The 14,915-nt window shown below is 65.0% G+C and carries 15 protein-coding genes; 9 read left to right on the top strand and 6 right to left on the bottom strand.

The features are described 5' to 3' along the window. Window positions 1-131: 131 nt before the first annotated feature. Entirely contained in the window at window positions 132-1,010 is an 879-nt protein-coding gene (locus DLM85_RS05175; RefSeq protein ID WP_111476975.1) for a methylated-DNA--[protein]-cysteine S-methyltransferase, read from the top strand. A gap of 14 nt (window positions 1,011-1,024) precedes the next feature. Here the strand turns inward: DLM85_RS05175 and DLM85_RS05170 are convergent, their stop codons facing one another. The 3 genes from DLM85_RS05170 to DLM85_RS05160 all read right to left on the bottom strand — a co-directional run bounded on the left by DLM85_RS05170 (window position 1,025) and on the right by DLM85_RS05160 (window position 3,053). Continuing rightward, a complete protein-coding gene (locus DLM85_RS05170; protein ID WP_111476974.1) occupies window positions 1,025-1,588 on the bottom strand; it encodes a hypothetical protein in 564 nt (187 codons plus the stop codon). Next, complete coding sequence (locus DLM85_RS05165) at window positions 1,585-2,253, bottom strand: DUF4159 domain-containing protein (protein ID WP_111476973.1); 669 nt, start codon at window positions 2,251-2,253, stop codon at window positions 1,585-1,587. The genes DLM85_RS05170 and DLM85_RS05165 overlap by 4 nt, the downstream gene beginning before the upstream one ends. 92 nt (window positions 2,254-2,345) lie before the next feature. Continuing rightward, a complete protein-coding gene (locus DLM85_RS05160; protein WP_111476972.1) occupies window positions 2,346-3,053 on the bottom strand; it encodes a 16S rRNA (uracil(1498)-N(3))-methyltransferase in 708 nt (235 codons plus the stop codon). 78 nt (window positions 3,054-3,131) lie between these two features. Between DLM85_RS05160 and DLM85_RS05155 the strand changes: the two genes are divergently transcribed. Further along, window positions 3,132-3,599: a hypothetical protein gene (locus DLM85_RS05155; protein ID WP_111476971.1), complete on the top strand. Its 468-nt coding sequence runs from the start codon at window positions 3,132-3,134 to the stop codon at window positions 3,597-3,599. A gap of 66 nt (window positions 3,600-3,665) precedes the next feature. Here DLM85_RS05155 and DLM85_RS05150 read toward each other — a convergent pair whose 3' ends face one another. After that, window positions 3,666-4,487, bottom strand: coding sequence for a S1/P1 nuclease (locus tag DLM85_RS05150; RefSeq protein ID WP_111476970.1), 822 nt, complete (start codon window positions 4,485-4,487; stop codon window positions 3,666-3,668). A 154-nt stretch (window positions 4,488-4,641) separates the two neighbouring features. On the opposite strand from DLM85_RS05150, the gene DLM85_RS05145 reads away from it, so the two are divergent. After that, the gene (locus tag DLM85_RS05145) at window positions 4,642-5,823 is read left to right on the top strand and encodes an SDR family oxidoreductase (protein ID WP_207890955.1); all 1,182 of its coding nucleotides are present in this window, start codon (window positions 4,642-4,644) and stop codon (window positions 5,821-5,823) included. A 99-nt stretch (window positions 5,824-5,922) separates the two neighbouring features. Here DLM85_RS05145 and DLM85_RS05140 read toward each other — a convergent pair whose 3' ends face one another. Continuing rightward, window positions 5,923-6,420: an SRPBCC family protein gene (locus tag DLM85_RS05140; RefSeq protein ID WP_111476969.1), complete on the bottom strand. Its 498-nt coding sequence runs from the start codon at window positions 6,418-6,420 to the stop codon at window positions 5,923-5,925. A gap of 284 nt (window positions 6,421-6,704) precedes the next feature. Here DLM85_RS05140 and DLM85_RS05135 point away from each other — a divergent pair, with 284 nt between their 5' ends. The 4 genes from DLM85_RS05135 to DLM85_RS05120 all read left to right on the top strand — a co-directional run bounded on the left by DLM85_RS05135 (window position 6,705) and on the right by DLM85_RS05120 (window position 9,808). Next, window positions 6,705-7,655, top strand: a complete 951-nt coding sequence (locus tag DLM85_RS05135; RefSeq protein ID WP_111476968.1) for an NmrA/HSCARG family protein — start codon at window positions 6,705-6,707, stop codon at window positions 7,653-7,655. Window positions 7,656-7,782: 127 nt separating this feature from the next. Further along, on the top strand, window positions 7,783-8,760 hold the full coding sequence (locus tag DLM85_RS05130) for a phosphatidylglycerol lysyltransferase domain-containing protein (RefSeq protein ID WP_111476967.1): 978 nt from the start codon (window positions 7,783-7,785) through the stop codon (window positions 8,758-8,760). Window positions 8,761-8,840: 80 nt separating this feature from the next. Continuing rightward, window positions 8,841-9,263 (top strand): hypothetical protein, encoded by a 423-nt coding sequence (locus DLM85_RS05125; protein WP_111476966.1) that lies wholly within the window; start codon window positions 8,841-8,843, stop codon window positions 9,261-9,263. Beyond that, window positions 9,260-9,808, top strand: a complete 549-nt coding sequence (locus tag DLM85_RS05120) for a hypothetical protein (RefSeq protein WP_111476965.1) — start codon at window positions 9,260-9,262, stop codon at window positions 9,806-9,808. Before DLM85_RS05125 ends, DLM85_RS05120 begins: the two co-directional genes overlap by 4 nt. A gap of 89 nt (window positions 9,809-9,897) precedes the next feature. On the opposite strand, the gene pckA is transcribed toward DLM85_RS05120, so the two are convergent. Beyond that, window positions 9,898-11,493: a phosphoenolpyruvate carboxykinase (ATP) gene (pckA, locus tag DLM85_RS05115; RefSeq protein ID WP_243635865.1), complete on the bottom strand. Its 1,596-nt coding sequence runs from the start codon at window positions 11,491-11,493 to the stop codon at window positions 9,898-9,900. 263 nt (window positions 11,494-11,756) lie between these two features. On the opposite strand from pckA, the gene DLM85_RS05110 reads away from it, so the two are divergent. Both DLM85_RS05110 and DLM85_RS05105 read left to right on the top strand, forming a co-directional pair. After that, the gene (locus DLM85_RS05110) at window positions 11,757-13,493 is read left to right on the top strand and encodes a peptide MFS transporter (RefSeq protein ID WP_111476963.1); all 1,737 of its coding nucleotides are present in this window, start codon (window positions 11,757-11,759) and stop codon (window positions 13,491-13,493) included. A 166-nt stretch (window positions 13,494-13,659) separates the two neighbouring features. Beyond that, on the top strand, window positions 13,660-14,904 hold the full coding sequence (locus DLM85_RS05105) for an MFS transporter (protein ID WP_133256912.1): 1,245 nt from the start codon (window positions 13,660-13,662) through the stop codon (window positions 14,902-14,904). Window positions 14,905-14,915 lie beyond the last annotated feature (11 nt).

Genomic DNA, 14,915 nt, shown 5'->3' with positions numbered 1-14,915 from the left:
GAGCGCAGCGAGGACTCTGGGGCAGTCGTTGAACGATGCTGCCCCAGAGTCCTCGCTGCGCTCGGAATGACCGTTTCCAACTCCGCAAGAATCGGGTCGGCGGGGCGCAAAAGGCCCGGTAATTTTACCCCATGAGCACCGCCGATACCCTCAGCCCCGACTACCAGCGCATTGCCCGGGCCATTCAGTTTCTGGAAGCCAATTTCCGCCGCCAGCCCAGCCTGGACGAGGTGGCCGACGCCGTGAGCCTGAGCCCGTTTCACTTCCAGCGCCTGTTCAGCGAGTGGGCCGGCATCAGCCCCAAGCGCTTCCTGCAGTTTCTCACCGCCGATTTTCTGAAGGAGCGGCTGGCCCGGGCCGGCAGCCTGGCCGAAGCAGCCGCGGACGCCGGCCTCTCGGCGCCCTCGCGCCTGCACGATCTGTTTGTGACCCTGGAAGCCGTGACGCCCCAGGAGTACCGCAGCGGCGGCGCGGGCCTGCGCGTGGCTTACGGCACGCACCCGACGCCCTTCGGCCCGGCGCTGCTGGCCGCCACCGAGCGCGGCATCTGTGGCCTGCACCTGCTCGATGCCACCCGGCCCGACGAAGCCGCCGCGCTACTGGAGCTGCGCAAGAACTGGCCCCGGGCCGATTTCGAGCCCGCTGCGGAGCGCACCGCGCCGCTGGCCGCCCAGGCGTTTGCGCCGACGGCCGGGCAGCCGCTGCACCTGCTGGTACGCGGCACCAATTTTCAGGTGAAGGTGTGGGAAGCGCTGCTGCGCGTGCCGGCCGGGCAGGTGGTCAGCTACCAGCACGTGGCCCGGGCCATCGGGCAGCCCAGGGCGCTGCAGGCGGTGGGCTCGGCCGTGGGCGCCAACCCCGTGGCCGTGCTCATTCCCTGCCACCGCGTCATTCGCAAGGAATGCGTGCTGGGCGAGTACCGCTGGGGCTCGGCCACCAAGAAGGCGCTGATCGGCTGGGAAATGGCGCGGGCGGAGCGGGAAGCGGTTAGGCAGACTGTGCCTGATTAATTCTACAAAGCGGTTTAGTAACTCGCCTTAGGCAGCAAGGGCGACATATCCAGCCCTAGCTGCTCGGCAACGTCGACCTGCAGCTGCTGAATAAAGGCGCTGCTGGCCGCCACGAAGGCGGCTTCGGGAATGCAGGCAACTGACACAATAGGTGCGGCAACGCCCTCTGCTGCCGGCCACCAGCGCTTGGTAGGCACCGGCCAGCACATCGAGACCACGCCATCTTGCTGCACCAAGCTCAGCTTGGCGCTGTGCTCGTAGTCATCGACGACTAGGCTGCTTTCCACCCCGTCGGCCGGGCGGCTGCATAGCCAGCCGGCCAGCAAGTTTGCAAACTGAAAGAGCGGGAAGTACTCTTCCTCTATGCTGACTTGACCATTCACAATAATGGCCAGGTTGCCGTCCAGCGTATACCAGAGCAACTGGCTCAGACTGGCCAGTGGCTGCTGCTGGTACTCGCGTACCCACTCCGTTGGCGGCGAATCAGTGAAGGAGGAGTACGTAAAGCTCGCTGAACTGTCCGGCCGGCCGCCCCGGGCCGTTTCGAAATCAATGCGGCGGCTGTGGTACGAATTCACTGCTGCGTCAGGGCGTAGGCCAGCAGGTTGGCGCCCATGCGCAGGGCTTCTTCGTGCTTGTCCACCGGGTCTTTGTACACCTCGGGGTCTTCCCAGCCGTTGCCCAGGTCGCACTCGTAGGTGTAGAAGCACACCAGCCGGCCCTTGTAAATCAGGCCGAAGCCCTGGGGGCGCTTGCCGTCGTGCTCGTGGATTTTGGGCAGGCCCTTGGGAAAGGCGAATTTCTGGTGGTAGATGGGGTGGGTGAAGGGCAGCTCGACGAAGTCCAGCTCGGGCAGCACCTTCTTCATCTCGGGCCGGATGTACTTGTCCAGGCCGTAGTTGTCGTCGATGTGCAGGAAGCCGCCGCCGAGCAGGTAGCGGCGCAGGTTGCGGGCTTCCGCGTCGGTGAAGGTGACGTTGCCGTGGCCGGTCAGGTGCACGAAGGGGTACTGCAGCAGCAGGGGCGAGCCGGGCTCCACCACGGCTTCTTCGGGCGCGATGTTGGTTTTGAGCGTCTGGTTGCAGAAGCGGATCAGGTTCGGCAGGGAGGTTTTGTTGCCGTACCAGTCGCCGCCGCCGCCGTACTGCAGGCGGGCAATCTGGAAGCTGGGCGCGGCCGGGCCGGCGGCCGCGAGCGGCAGCAGTAACACCAGCAAAAGCAGAAGACGGGAGCGGAGTTTCATCGGGAAGGCCGGAGAAGGCGGAAATGACGCGGGCGGCAGCGAAGCCGACCGAAGCCGGTGCCCGCCCGCCGAAGCTAAGGACAACGCGGCGGCTAGACTAATTCCCGCGCCACGTGCACGGTGTGGCAGGCGGCCAGCGCGGCCGTTTCGGTGCGCAGGCGGGTGTGGCCCAGCGCCACCGGCCGGATGCCCCGGGTCAGCGCCAATTGAAGTTCATCGGGGGTAAAGTCGCCCTCGGGCCCGATGAGGATGCAGCAGCCCGCGCCCTGCGCCGCCACCTGGGCCAGCGAAATCCGGTGGTCATCGACCAAATGGGCAATGAACGTGGTTTCGGGCGCCACCCCGCGCACGAAGGCGGCGAAGTCGGTCAGCTCGTCCAGCTGCGGCAGCCAGGCCTGGCCCGACTGCTTCAGGGCGCTGACGGCAATACGCTCCAGCCGGTCGAGCTTCAGCTCGCGCCGCTCGGAGCGGGCGCAGCGCAGGAAGGTGAGCCGGTCGATGCCGATTTCGGTGGCTTTTTCCACCAGCCACTCCATGCGGTCGAGGTTTTTGGTGGGCGCCACGGCCACGTGCACCGCGTAGGCGCGGCGCGGCACCTGCTGCTCCTGCGTGATGCGCAGCTGGCAGCGCTTGGGGTTGTCGTCGCTGACTTCGGCCTGGTACACCCCGCCGCGCCCGTCGACAAGCTCCACCGGGCTGCCGGGCTGTAGGCGCAGCACCCGCACGGCGTGCTTGCTTTCGTCTTCGGGCAGGGTGTAGGTGGGGCCGGCGAGGTCGGGGGCGTAGAAGGTGTGGGGCATGGTGGGGCAAAGGTAGGGCGGAGCAATGGTTGCCGGCGTCCGGTTACCTTGCGGCATCACCTTGCCGCCGCCGGGCTTATGGACTGGAATCAGCTACGGGAAGAAGTCTACTACGTCGATGGCTCCCTGCGCGACATCTACGTGCTGAACACCACTGCGGAAGACTGGCGGCGCTGGGTGGAGCTGGTGAATGGCAGCTATACTGTGGCGTTCAGCAACAGCGTCAGCGGCCGAACCGAGGATCGGATTGATTTTGCCGTTATTCAGCAATGGTGGGCCACTCCCGATGAAGTGGAATGGAGCACAGTTCGCATTCACGTGCGGAACTACACCATCAACTGCCACTTCCTCTGGGACGGCGACATCGAAAACGACATCAGGCCCAGGGACTTTCAGTCAGTCGAGGACCACGAAGCGCTGCTGCTGTACCTGCAACGGGTGTCGGAAGCCCTGCAGAAACCCGTGCGGCTGACGCCCGAAAACACGGAAGACGTGGCGTTGATCGAAGTAAACGGCTCCGATGTCCGCATAGCTCCACCGCACTGAAAACGCGCAACGCCCGCGGCGGAAGAATCCAGCGCGGGCATTGCGGCGGGCCAGAACGGCGAAGCCTTACTTCAGCGCCTCGTTCAGCACTTCGGCCAGGCGGATGCCGCCCTGCTGCAGGCGCACGCGCACCTCGTCGATGTGCTTTTTGTAGTATTCCGCGTCGAGCGTGGTGCCGTTGGGCGCTTCGGCGTACTGCTTGGTGCTCACCAGGTACGACTCGAACAGCCACTGCTCCACCGGCTCTTTGGCCCAGACGGCGGCCAGCTGCCGGTCGGGGTGGTCGTACTCGGCGGCCATCTTGTCGTCGGACAGGCCCTGGGCGTGGATCAGGCCGCTGTCCCACATGCGGTGCAGGTTGGTGCCCTCGCCCTGAAACTGCAGCTGAATGTCGTTGCCGCCCTTGTCCTCGGCCCGGCTCACGTGCATGGGCTCGTGGATGTCGCCCACTAGGTGCACCACGAACTTGAGCGCGTCGAGGCGCTTTTCGCGGGGCTGCTGCTTGTCGGCCAGCAGGCGGAGGTTGTCGTTGAGGGCCTGGTAGGCGTTGGCCTCCGTCTTGGCCTTGAGCTGCTGGGTGAATTCACCGAAGCCGTAGCCCAGCGGCAGGTTCACGAAGTGCCAGGCGCCGGTGCCCTTGTACTCGGGCTGGTTGCGCACCTCGTCGGCCCAGGACGCCACGTCGGCAATGGACTTGTCGCCCAGCAGCTCCTTGACCTGGGCCGCGGCCTTGTTGGAAAGGTGCTTCTGGGCAATCAGGGCAATGGTGCGGTGCCCTTCGCGGCCCCAGGCCGCCACGTCGAGGGGGGAGAGCAGCAGCAGGGCTGCGGCAATGAGGGGGGCCGCCGTGCGGGGGGCGCGGCGGAGCAAACGGGACAAGGAACGCATGCGGAAAAGGGGAAAAAAGAGCCCAACGACGCGGCCGGCGCGCCGTGGGCTGCACAAAGGTCCGGCAAAAAAAGTTCGTACCGAAGCCGCGGGCCCGCCGTAGAAGAAAGCTTACAAGCCTTCATTTTTAAATCCACAACCAAAACCATCACCAATGGCCCTGCACCTCAAAAAGCTCAAAGACCAGGTTATCGTCATTACCGGCGCCAGCTCCGGCATCGGCCTCGTAACGGCCCGCATGGCCGCCAAAAAGGGCGCCAAGCTGGTGCTGGCCGCCCGCTCCGAAGAAGCCCTGCGCCAGCTCAGCAGCGAAATCAAGCAGGACGGCGGGCAGGCCGTGTACGTGGTGGCCGACGTGGCCGAGCCCACCGCCGCCCGCACCATTGCCCAGAAAGCTCAGCAGGCCTTCGGCGGCTTTGATACCTGGGTAAACAACGCCGGCGTGAGCATCTACGGCAAGGTGGAGGAGGTGCCCGTGGAGGACATGCGCCAGCTGTTTGAAGTGAATTTCTGGGGCCTGGTGCAAGGCTCGCTGGAAGCCGTGAAACACCTTAAGCCCAAGGGCGGCGCGCTCATCAACGTGGGCAGCATCCTCTCCGACGTGACGGCCATTCTGCAGACGGCGTATTCGGCCAGCAAGCACGCCGTGAAAGGCTTCACCGACGGGCTGCGCATGGAGCTGGAAATGGACGGCGCCCCGGTGTCCGTCACGCTCATCCAGCCCGCGGCCATCGATACGCCGTACCCCATCCACGCCAAAAATTACATGGACCGCGAGGCCATTCAGGCCCCGCCCACCTACGCCCCCGAAACGGTGGCCCGCGCCATCCTGCACAGCTGCGCCACGCCCGAGCGCAGCGTGGTGGTGGGCGGCGGCGGCCGCGCCATGATTGGGATGGAGCACTGGACGCCCGGCCTGCTCGACAAGTTCATGGAGAAATCCTTTGCCAAGCAGACCAAGGCCGACTACGCCCCGCGTCCCCTCAGCCAGAACGGCCTCGACCGGGCCATGGGCAGCCTGGAGGAGCGCGGCAACTACGACGGCCACACCCGTGAAACCAGCTACTACACCGAGGCCGTGACCAGCAAGAGCCCGGTGCTGAAAACCGCCCTGGCCGTGGGCGCCGGCCTGGCCCTGGCCACCTGGCTGAGCAAGTCGCGCAGCCACAGCACCTCCGACGGCCACCGGGAAGGCAACGGCTACCACCCCCGCAGCACCCCCGACGACGGCCGCCCCGCCGGCTACGCGGCCAGCCTCAACCACCCCGATTCGGCTACCCTGGCGGGCCACGACCACCGCTACTCCACCCAGACCGGGCACGAGGATCTGCCCTAACGGAAACGACGGTTTCACTGCTAAAAAAGCTCTTCCCGCCCCGGAAGAGCTTTTTTTGATGGCGACGCGTGGCCAAGGCTGCCCGGGCCACGCGAGGTGTTAGGATGCAGCGGCGTGTTCCAGCAGCCGTTGCAGCCGCCGCAGGTAGCGCCCCATCATCCAGCCGGTGTAGCCGCGCAGCAGCCACCGCGGCGGGGCGAAGCGCAGGCCCCGACGCACCACCGCCAGCTCGAAGCGCAGCGTGTACGTGAACTCGGTGTGGGCCGGGCCCGCGGGGCAGAACCGGCGCTCCACGTCCTGCCAGGCCGTTTCGCCGGCCAGCGCCGTGCAGCGCACGAAGTGGTCGGGCTCGTAGGCCACGTAGGCCAGGCGCGTGAGGGCGTGGGGGCAGGCCGGGGAGAGAAACGCGTCTTCCGTCGCCACCACGCCCGGTCCGGGGGCGGGCGCGTCGAGCAGGGTCCGGTGGATTTCGCGGCGCCAGCGGGTGTCGTGGCGCAGGTCGGCGGCGAGGGCGAAAACGGCCGCCAGCGGGGCCGCGATGGTGACGCGGCGCTCTACCTCGATGACGGGTGTACGGGGGGATGCAAGAAGCAGCATGGCAACGAAAGCCGGCCGAGGCAGGGCACGCAGGCTGCGGCGGGCCGGCCGGGTACCGCGAAAGTGGGGCCCCGGGCGGACACTGCCAACCACACAAGCATGTGACGCTGCCCGGCTGTCGGTAGTCCGGTTGTGGGTGCTTAAGATGCTGATGGTTTGTTGTTTGACAGCAAATTTTCGGGGCCATACTTGGTGCCGGTACTGGGCTTTGGCCCCGATGATGCTATTCCCGGCCCTGCGTGGGCCGACTACTTTCGGGGAGTCACAAATGCGTTTGCTCCCTTATGTCCGACAAAAAAATCATTGCCGTGTTCGGCGCTACCGGCGCCCAGGGCGGCGGCCTGGCCCGCGCCATTCTGCACGATGCCCACAGCGAATTTGCCGTGCGCGCCATCACCCGCAACCCCGATTCCGACAAAGCCCGCGAGCTGGCCCGCCTCGGTGCCGAGGTGGTGCAGGCCGACCTCGACGACCCGCAGAGCCTGCGCCGCGCCCTGCAGGGGGCTTATGGCGCCTTCTGCGTGACCTTCTTCTGGGACCATTTCTCGCCCGACCGGGAGCTGGCCGAGGCCCGGCACCTGGCCGAAGCCGCCAAGGCCGCGCAGGTGCAGCACGTCATCTGGTCGACGCTGGAAGACGTGCGCCAGTGGGTGCCGCTCAACGATAACCGGATGCCCACCCTGCAGGGCCACTACAAAGTGCCCCACACCGACGCCAAGGGCGAGGCCGATCAGTATTTCCGCGACCTGGGCTTGCCCACCACCTTCCTGCTGACCTCGTTCTACTGGGAAAACCTCATCTACTTCGGTATGGGCCCCAAGTCCACCGCCGACGGCCGCCTGGCCGTGGTTTTTCCCATGGGTGACAAACGCCTTTCCACCATTGCCGCCGAGGATATTGGCCGCTGCGCCTACGGCATTTTCAAAAAGGGCAAGGCAATGACTGGTAAGACGGTAGGTATTGCCGGCGAGCAGTCTACCTGGCACGAAATGGCCGCGTCGCTGAGCCGGGCCCTGGGCCGTGAGGTGCACTACCACGCCGTGGAGCCCGCCGCCTACCGGCAGTTCGGCTTCCCCGGCGCCGAGGACCTGGGCAACATGTTCCAGGCCAACCGGGACTTCGAGCCGCATTACCTGGCTGCCCGCGACGTGGCCTTTTCGCGCGAGTTGAACCCCGAGCTGCAAAGCTTCGACGCCTGGCTGGCCCAGAACGCCACGCGCCTGCCCGTAGGGTAGCGCGGCCCCTTGCTGGTTGCAGGCAACGGCCCCGCCGGCGGACACCGACGGAGCTTTGCGCAGCCACCAAACTGAGTTACGACCACTGCCCAGTAACTGGTAACTTGTAGTCCTTTTTGCGCTGACAATGCCCACCGTGACTGCCGAGGCCCGCTTCGAAACCCTGCGCCGCTGCGCCGCCGACCCCAATGCCTACGCCGCCCTGCAGCCCGGGCTGCAGTATTTCGACCACCCCGCGGGCTTTGTGGCCTACCGCCGGGCCCTGGCCGGCCCGGTGGTGCTGGGCGACCCGGTAGCCGCCCCCGCCGACCTGCCGGCGCTGCTGACGGCCTTTCTGCGGGCGCACCCGCGCAGCGTGTTTGGCTACCTGAGCGAAGCCGGCGCCGCGGCCTTGGCCCAGGCCAGCCGCCGGCGCATGCGCTTCGTGCGCATCGGGGTGGAGCGTTGCCTGGAGCTGACGGGCGAGGCGGCTTTCTCGCCGGCCATTCTCGGGGCGCTGAAAAAGGCCCGCAAGGCCGGGCTGCGGGTGGTGGAGCGCGACCTGACCGCGCTGACGCCGGCCGAGCTGGCGCCGCTGCGGGCCATCAACGCGCAGTTTATCAGCCTCTCGCCCGCCAAAAAGGAAATCGGGTTCATTTCCCGGGCCCTGCAGCTGGCCCCCGAGCCCGACGTGCGTTTCTTCGTCCTGGAAGCCGGCGGGCAGCCCATCGGCTTTTGCGTGCTCGACCCCTGGTACGAGGGCGCCCGGCTGAAGGGCTACCAGCTGCACCAGTTCCGACTGCTGCCCACCAAAATCTGGGGCGTGTTTCTCTCGGCGGTGGCCATGCTGGCCGAGCAGCTGCGCGCCGAGGGCTACCAAGTGCTGTCGTTGGGCGGCTGCATCGGGGCGGCCTGCGCCGGGGCGCAGCCATTGCCCGCCTCTGCCGTCTACGACTACTGCCGCGACACCACCTTCCGTCTCATCGACCGGTACCACCCGCTCACCAACCTGTCGCGCAACAAGTTTGAGTTTGCCGGCCCCGACCTGCCCCGCTACCTGGCCGCCCCGCACCGGCTGCCGCTGCTGCCGCTGCTGCGCCTGGCCCGGGCCAATAACATTCTGTAGCCGTCTGCGCCCGGGCAGCTGAATGACTTGGCTGGGCCAGAGCCCGGGCTACCTTGGTCGGTCTTATTCCGCTCAGCACAATGCTTCGCACCAACTACAGCCACCAGCGGGCCACTGAACTGTATCGACTGGGCCAGTCGCCCGAGGCCGTCAGCCACATGTTGGTGGCGGAGGGCGCCGCCGAAGCCGAAGCGCCCGCGCTGGCCCGGCAGTATTACCGCAGCTTCCTGCTCTACCACCTGGCGGAGCAGCGCAAAGCCAGCAAAGCGGCCGACATGCACCAACTGATCGGCGCAGTGCTACTGGCCGCCGGTGCCGCCTTCCATTTCTTGCTTTACCTGGCCCTGGACGGCGACACCTACGTGATTTTCTACGGCCTGATGCTCGGCGGCCTGATCTGGCTGATCCGGGGCTTCAGCGCCAAAAAGGAGGCCGAGGCCAACATCGAGCGGCTAGCCGAAAAGCACCAGTTCAGTGAGCTGGTAGGGGAGACGCTGGCATGACTTCCGCCGAATTCTGGCAGCGCCTGCCGCCCTTCGACCACATCGTCACCTATTCCTTCAACCGCGGCCCCAAGCTGCAACGGTTGAAACAGGCGGCGGCGGAGCTTCAGAAAGCCACTCAGCTGGAGCTGCTTACGGCCCGCTTCATGCGGCAGCGCGCGTTGCGGCAGCGCCTGAAAGAGTTGGCGCAATTTGGCCAGCGCCAGGACGTACCCCTGACTACTGCGGCGGGCAGTTTCGACGTTACCGCCAGCCCCGTTGCCCGCTTTGTTGGAATCGATAAGCAGACCGAACGGCTGCGCGGTATTCTCACCACTGCGGTAAATAATAGCCTGGCCGCCGGCTGCCGCCCGATTTTCCGCGACGCGCTGGTGTTTCACGATTCCGCGGGCCACCTTGTGGAGGTGTTGAATATTTGTTTGCAGTGCCGCTATCTGCAGAGCGAAGCCGGGGAATTTATTGAAGCCGATACGTCGGTATACGACCAGCTACGGCAACTGCTGACGGCACTGGGCCACCCCGTCGAAATCAGCTACCAGCACTGAACTCGGTTAAACAAAAAGCCCCGCCGGCAGCTGCCAGCGGGGTTTTCCTTGGTGAGTGAATGAGTGGTTGGTAGTGGGTTAAGCGGATTTTAGGCTTCCACGGCGGCCTTGGGGGCGCCAGCCAGGATTTCTTCGTTGGCGAAGTCGGCAAACTTCTGGAAGTTGTCGACAAACTTGTGGGCCAGGTCGTTGGCCGTTTTGTCGTAGGCTTCCTTGTCGGCCCAGGTGTTGCGCGGCTCCAGGATTTCTTCCGGCACGCCGGGCACCGAAGCGGGCACTTCCACCCCGAAAATCGGGTGCTTGTGGAATTCCACGTCGTTCAGCTTGCCTTCCAGCGCGGCCGTAATCATGGCGCGGGTGTAGCCGAGCTTCATGCGGTGGCCGGTGCCGTAGGCGCCGCCCGTCCAGCCGGTGTTGATCAGCCACACGTTCACGTCGGGGTGCTCTTCCATTTTCTGGCCCAGCATTTCGGCGTACTTGGTGGGGTGCAGCGGCAGGAACACCTGGCCGAAGCAGGCCGAGAAAGTGGTCTGCGGCTCGGTCACGCCCATTTCCGTGCCGGCCACCTTGGCGGTGTAGCCCGACATGAAGTGGTACATGGCGTGCGACTTGTCCAGCTTGCTGATGGGCGGAATCACGCCAAAGGCGTCGGCCGTCAGGAAGAAGATGTTCTTCGGCACGCCGGCCACCGAGGGCTCCACCGCGTTGGGGATGAAGTTGATGGGGTAGGCCGTGCGGGTGTTTTCCGTCACCGATTTGTTGGCGTAGTCCACCGTGTGGGTGCCCGGCAGGAAGCGGGTATTCTCCACGATGCTGCCAAACTTGATGGCGTCCCAGATTTCGGGCTCCTTCTCGCGCGAGAGGTCGATAACCTTGGCGTAGCAGCCCCCCTCGAAGTTGAAGATGCCCGCCTCGCCCGGCATCCAGCCGTGTTCGTCGTCGCCCACCAGGCCGCGGTTCGGGTCGGCCGACAGGGTCGTCTTGCCCGTGCCCGAGAGGCCGAAGAAAATGGCCGTGTCGCCCTGCTTGCCCACGTTGGCCGAGCAGTGCATGGCCAGCGTGTTGTGCTCGTGGGGCAGCAGGTAGTTCAGTACCCCGAAGATGCCCTTTTTCATCTCGCCGGCGTAGCCCGTGCCGCCGATCAGAATCATCTTCTTCGAGAAGTTCAGGATGGCGAAGTTGGCCTGCCGGGTGCCGTCCACGGCCGGGTCGGCCTCGAAGCCGGGGGCGCAGATGATGGAGAAGTCCGGCGTCCAGCTGGTGTCCGCGCCGGCTTCGGGGCGCAGGAACATGTTGTTGCAGAACAGGTTGTGCCAGGCCAGCTCGTTGACCACGCGCAGCTTCAGCTGGTAGTCGGGGTGGGCCCCGGCGTAGGCGTCGCGCACGTAGATTTTCTTGTCGGCCAGGTAAGCCACCATCTTCTCGTGCAGCTGGTCGAACTTCTCGGGGTCGAAGGCGATGTTGATGTCGCCCCACCACACCGAGTCGGCGGTGCTCTCGTCCTTCACGACGAAGCGGTCCTTGGGCGAGCGGCCAGTAAACTTGCCGGTGTCGGCCATCAGGGCGCCGGTGTCGGTCAGGGTGCCTTCGCCGTTTTTGAGCGCCTCTTCCACCAGTTCGGCAGGCGTCAGGTTCAGGCAAACCTCTTTCGCCTGGCTGATGCCCAGCGGCTTGAGGCGGTTCATGGCAGAGGTGGAAGCAGCAGTTTCCATCATAAGCACAGACTGTGGGATTGGAAATGGGGTGGGGACAGGGGATTAGTGGGACAAAAGTAGGCGAAAAACCGTTAGGACTGCAAACGTTTGCGCTAACACTTGTAAGGTTGGTTACGACACCAGAAATTAGAAAGATTTCTTAGATTTACCCGTAAGCCCCAGCCCCGCCACGGCCGCTGTCGGGCTTTTTTGCTACCTTTTTCTCTCACTCTTACCCCACTTACCCCGCACTCATGCAAGTAGCCACCGCCCAGGCGCCGCCGCCGACTCCCACCAGCTCCGGGCACCCGAAGGGCCTGTACGTGCTCTTCGCCACCGAAATGTGGGAGCGTTTCAGCTATTACGGCATGCGCGCCCTGTTGTCGCTGTACATGATCAAGGCCCTGCTCCTAAATAAGGAGACGTCCTCGCTCATCTACGGCAACTACACCTCGCTGGTCTACCTCACGCCGCTGCTCGGGGGCTACGTGGCCGACCGCTACTGGGGCAACCGCCGCTCCATTCTGGTGGGGGGCTTGGTTATGGCGCTGGGGCAGTTCGCGCTGTTTTTCAGTGCTTCCTTCTACGAAGCCGGCCAGACCACCGTGCCCACCATGCAGCTGGCCCTGTTTTTCCTGGGCCTGGGCTGCCTGATTTTCGGCAACGGCTTCTTCAAACCGAATATTTCCTCGATGGTGGGTACGCTGTACCCCGCCGGCGACAAGCGCATCGACGCGGCCTACACCATCTTCTACATGGGCATCAACCTCGGCGCATTCTTCTCGCCGCTGGTCTGCGGCACCCTGGGCGACACGGGCAACCCCGCCGACTTCAAGTGGGGCTTCCTCGCCGCCGGCATTGGCATGCTCATCGGCTCGCTCACCTTCGAGCTGTTCAAGAAAAAGTACGTGGTAACCGCCTCGGGCGCGCCGCTGGGCGCCAAGCCCGAGCGCACCGTGGAGCACGCCCCGCAGGTGCCCGTGAACACCGATTCGCCGGTACGCAGCGAAACCATTGCCCAGCCGGCCGCCAAGGGCTTCGCCAGCAAGCTGCCCATGCTCATCGGCGTGTTCGTGGTGGTATACGCCGCCATTGCCTGGCTGATGAACTACGACTGGGTGGGCGCGCTGGTCTTCTCGGCCATGATTGTGATGCCCATGGCCGTGCTGTCGGATTCGTCGCTGAGCAGCCGGGAGCGGGAAAAAATCTACGTGATTCTGATCCTGAGCTTCTTCGTAATCTTCTTCTGGGGCGCGTTTGAGCAGGCCGGGGCCTCGCTCACCTTCTTTGCCGACGAGCAAACCAACCGGCAGCTAACCAGCACCTACACCGTGCCGGCCTCGTTCTTCCAGTCGGCCAACGCGCTGTTCATCATCATCTTCGCGCCGATTTTCGCCGTGCTCTGGGGTGGTCTGGGCCGCAACGAGCCGTCCTCGCCGCTGAAAATGTCCATCGGCCTGATGCTGCTGGCCGTGGGCTACCTCATCATTGCCTTCGGCGTGAAGGGCGTGGATGCCAACACCAAAGTGAGCATGTTCTGGCTGATTACCATGTACTTGCTGCACACCTTCGGCGAGCTGTGCCTGTCGCCCATCGGCCTGGCGCTGGTCAATAAGCTGGCCCCGGCCCGCTTCGCTTCGCTGCTGATGGCCGTGTGGTTCCTGGCTACCGCCGCCGGCAACAAGCTGGCCGGCGTGCTGTCGGGCCTGTACCCGGCCGGCCCCGGCGAGTTCAAGAAAGCCGCCGACGCGGGCATCGACCTGCCCGCCATCCTCAACGGCACCCAGCAGGCCACGGCCGAGGTGGTAGCCAAGCTGAAGGAGCTGGAAATTCCTTACCAGTGGCCCTCGTTCCTGGGCTACCAGATCCACAGCCTCTACGACTTCTTCATGATTTTCGTGGTGCTGTCGGCAGCCGCTTCGCTGATCCTGTTCGTCATCTACCGCAAGCTGACGAAGATGATGGATGAGCCGGTGGCGCCGGTGGCGTAAGCGCCCCTACTTCGGTCAGCCTGATTATTACCAAGCCCGTCGATTGATTTCGGCGGGCTTTTTTTCGCCCTTATTCGCGCATATGACGCACCAATACGTCACCTTGCCAGCCCGGCCGCAGACCCGCCCCCGTACCTCGGCTGCCCCGAACCTGCTTTGGCTGGGCATGATCATCGGCCTGGAGCGCCTGACTTACTACGGCACCCGCAGCGTCCTGACCATCTTTCTGGTGGAGCAGCTGCAGGTGCCGCGGGCCCGGGTTAGCCCCTTGCTCACCACGATTGATGCGCTGCTGTGCCTGCTGCCGCTGGCCGGAGCGTTCATTGCCGACCGATATTGGGGCCTGGCCCGCGCTCGGCTGGCCGGCGGCGTAGTGCTGCTGGTGGGGCAATTGGTACTGGTCGGCGCCAGCCTAAGCAGTGCTTTTGCGTGGGAGCTCGTGTGCATCGGCTTGGTGCTACAGGTCATTGGCAACGCGCTGCTGGCCCCCGCACTGTACGCTTCAGCAGGCCAGCTGTTTACTCGCGAGGATTTGCGTAACCTGCTGACGAGCTTTGTGTTGCTGACGGCTTTCGTCATGGCCGGGGCGTTCATGGCCTCGACGGTGGTCATACCTCTTGCCTCGGGGTTTGGCTACCCCACGGGCTTGGGTATGACGGCCGCCAGTGCTGCCGCTGTGGTCATGTTGCTGGCGCTGCTGCCCAAGGCGGATGCAGCGGAAACCGAAGAATCCCCGTCGCCGGGCCGTTTGTGGCTGGGCCCATCAATTGGGCTGATGTTCCTGGCGGCCGGCAGTGCCTGGTGGCTGTTGCGAGCCGAGCCCGTTTGGATATTGCAGTTGCTCAGTGCAGCGTTGGTTTCAGCTGCCTTGATTTACTGCAGCTTCCGGGTCGGCCTGCGCCGCCTCGGGCTGCTGGTCGTGCTCATGCTGACCGACGTGCTGACGGTGGTGCTAATGGTGCTGATGCCAGGCCTGAGCTACGACGGCATGCAAATGAGCTCGTCGCTGAGCATCGGACTGATGGTGGCCGGGCCGTTGGTGGGGCTGCTGCTCGCTTGGCTGTGGGTCAGCCGGCAGCCGGCTGGCGGGCCGGGGCCACTGGGCCGCCTCGTTGTTGCCTGCGGAATTGTGCTCGGCCTATCGGTACTGCTTTGGCTAGCCGCCTTGGCCCTGAATACCACGCCCGCGGCTGCCCCTGTATCTGCGTCGGCCAACAGTTGGGCCCTGGCCTTGGCTGCCATGGTGCTGCTCTATCCGGCCAACAACGTCCTGAACGTGCTGCTGCCTACGCTGACGGCCCGGCGCGCCCCGGTCCGGCACTTGGCCCTGCTGATGGCGGTAGGCTTCATCATGAGCCGCCTCGGTGGAGTGCTGGGCGAAGTGCTGCTGGCCTGGTGGCAAGGCCGCTAAAGCCGACTGCC

Origin of the sequence: Hymenobacter edaphi (assembly GCF_003258365.1) — a bacterium.
Taxonomy (GTDB): Bacteria; Bacteroidota; Bacteroidia; order Cytophagales; family Hymenobacteraceae; genus Solirubrum; species Solirubrum edaphi.
Note: the sequence above shows the minus strand (reverse complement) of the source record. Positions and strands in the feature narration are given on the sequence as shown.

What these genes read in the sequence shown, in the direction of transcription:
- DLM85_RS05175 (WP_111476975.1), top strand. Translation starts at nt 132, where the DNA reads ATGAGCACCGCCGATACCCTCAGCCCCGACTACCAGCGCATTGCCCGG.
- DLM85_RS05165 (WP_111476973.1), bottom strand. Translation starts at nt 2,253, where the DNA reads ATGAAACTCCGCTCCCGTCTTCTGCTTTTGCTGGTGTTACTGCTGCCG.
- DLM85_RS05160 (WP_111476972.1), bottom strand. Translation starts at nt 3,053, where the DNA reads ATGCCCCACACCTTCTACGCCCCCGACCTCGCCGGCCCCACCTACACC.
- DLM85_RS05155 (WP_111476971.1), top strand. Translation starts at nt 3,132, where the DNA reads ATGGACTGGAATCAGCTACGGGAAGAAGTCTACTACGTCGATGGCTCC.
- DLM85_RS05150 (WP_111476970.1), bottom strand. Translation starts at nt 4,487, where the DNA reads ATGCGTTCCTTGTCCCGTTTGCTCCGCCGCGCCCCCCGCACGGCGGCC.
- DLM85_RS05145 (WP_207890955.1), top strand. Translation starts at nt 4,642, where the DNA reads ATGGCCCTGCACCTCAAAAAGCTCAAAGACCAGGTTATCGTCATTACC.
- DLM85_RS05140 (WP_111476969.1), bottom strand. Translation starts at nt 6,420, where the DNA reads ATGCTGCTTCTTGCATCCCCCCGTACACCCGTCATCGAGGTAGAGCGC.
- DLM85_RS05135 (WP_111476968.1), top strand. Translation starts at nt 6,705, where the DNA reads ATGTCCGACAAAAAAATCATTGCCGTGTTCGGCGCTACCGGCGCCCAG.
- DLM85_RS05130 (WP_111476967.1), top strand. Translation starts at nt 7,783, where the DNA reads ATGCCCACCGTGACTGCCGAGGCCCGCTTCGAAACCCTGCGCCGCTGC.
- DLM85_RS05125 (WP_111476966.1), top strand. Translation starts at nt 8,841, where the DNA reads ATGCTTCGCACCAACTACAGCCACCAGCGGGCCACTGAACTGTATCGA.
- DLM85_RS05120 (WP_111476965.1), top strand. Translation starts at nt 9,260, where the DNA reads ATGACTTCCGCCGAATTCTGGCAGCGCCTGCCGCCCTTCGACCACATC.
- pckA (WP_243635865.1), bottom strand. Translation starts at nt 11,493, where the DNA reads ATGAACCGCCTCAAGCCGCTGGGCATCAGCCAGGCGAAAGAGGTTTGC.
- DLM85_RS05110 (WP_111476963.1), top strand. Translation starts at nt 11,757, where the DNA reads ATGCAAGTAGCCACCGCCCAGGCGCCGCCGCCGACTCCCACCAGCTCC.
- DLM85_RS05105 (WP_133256912.1), top strand. Translation starts at nt 13,660, where the DNA reads ATGATCATCGGCCTGGAGCGCCTGACTTACTACGGCACCCGCAGCGTC.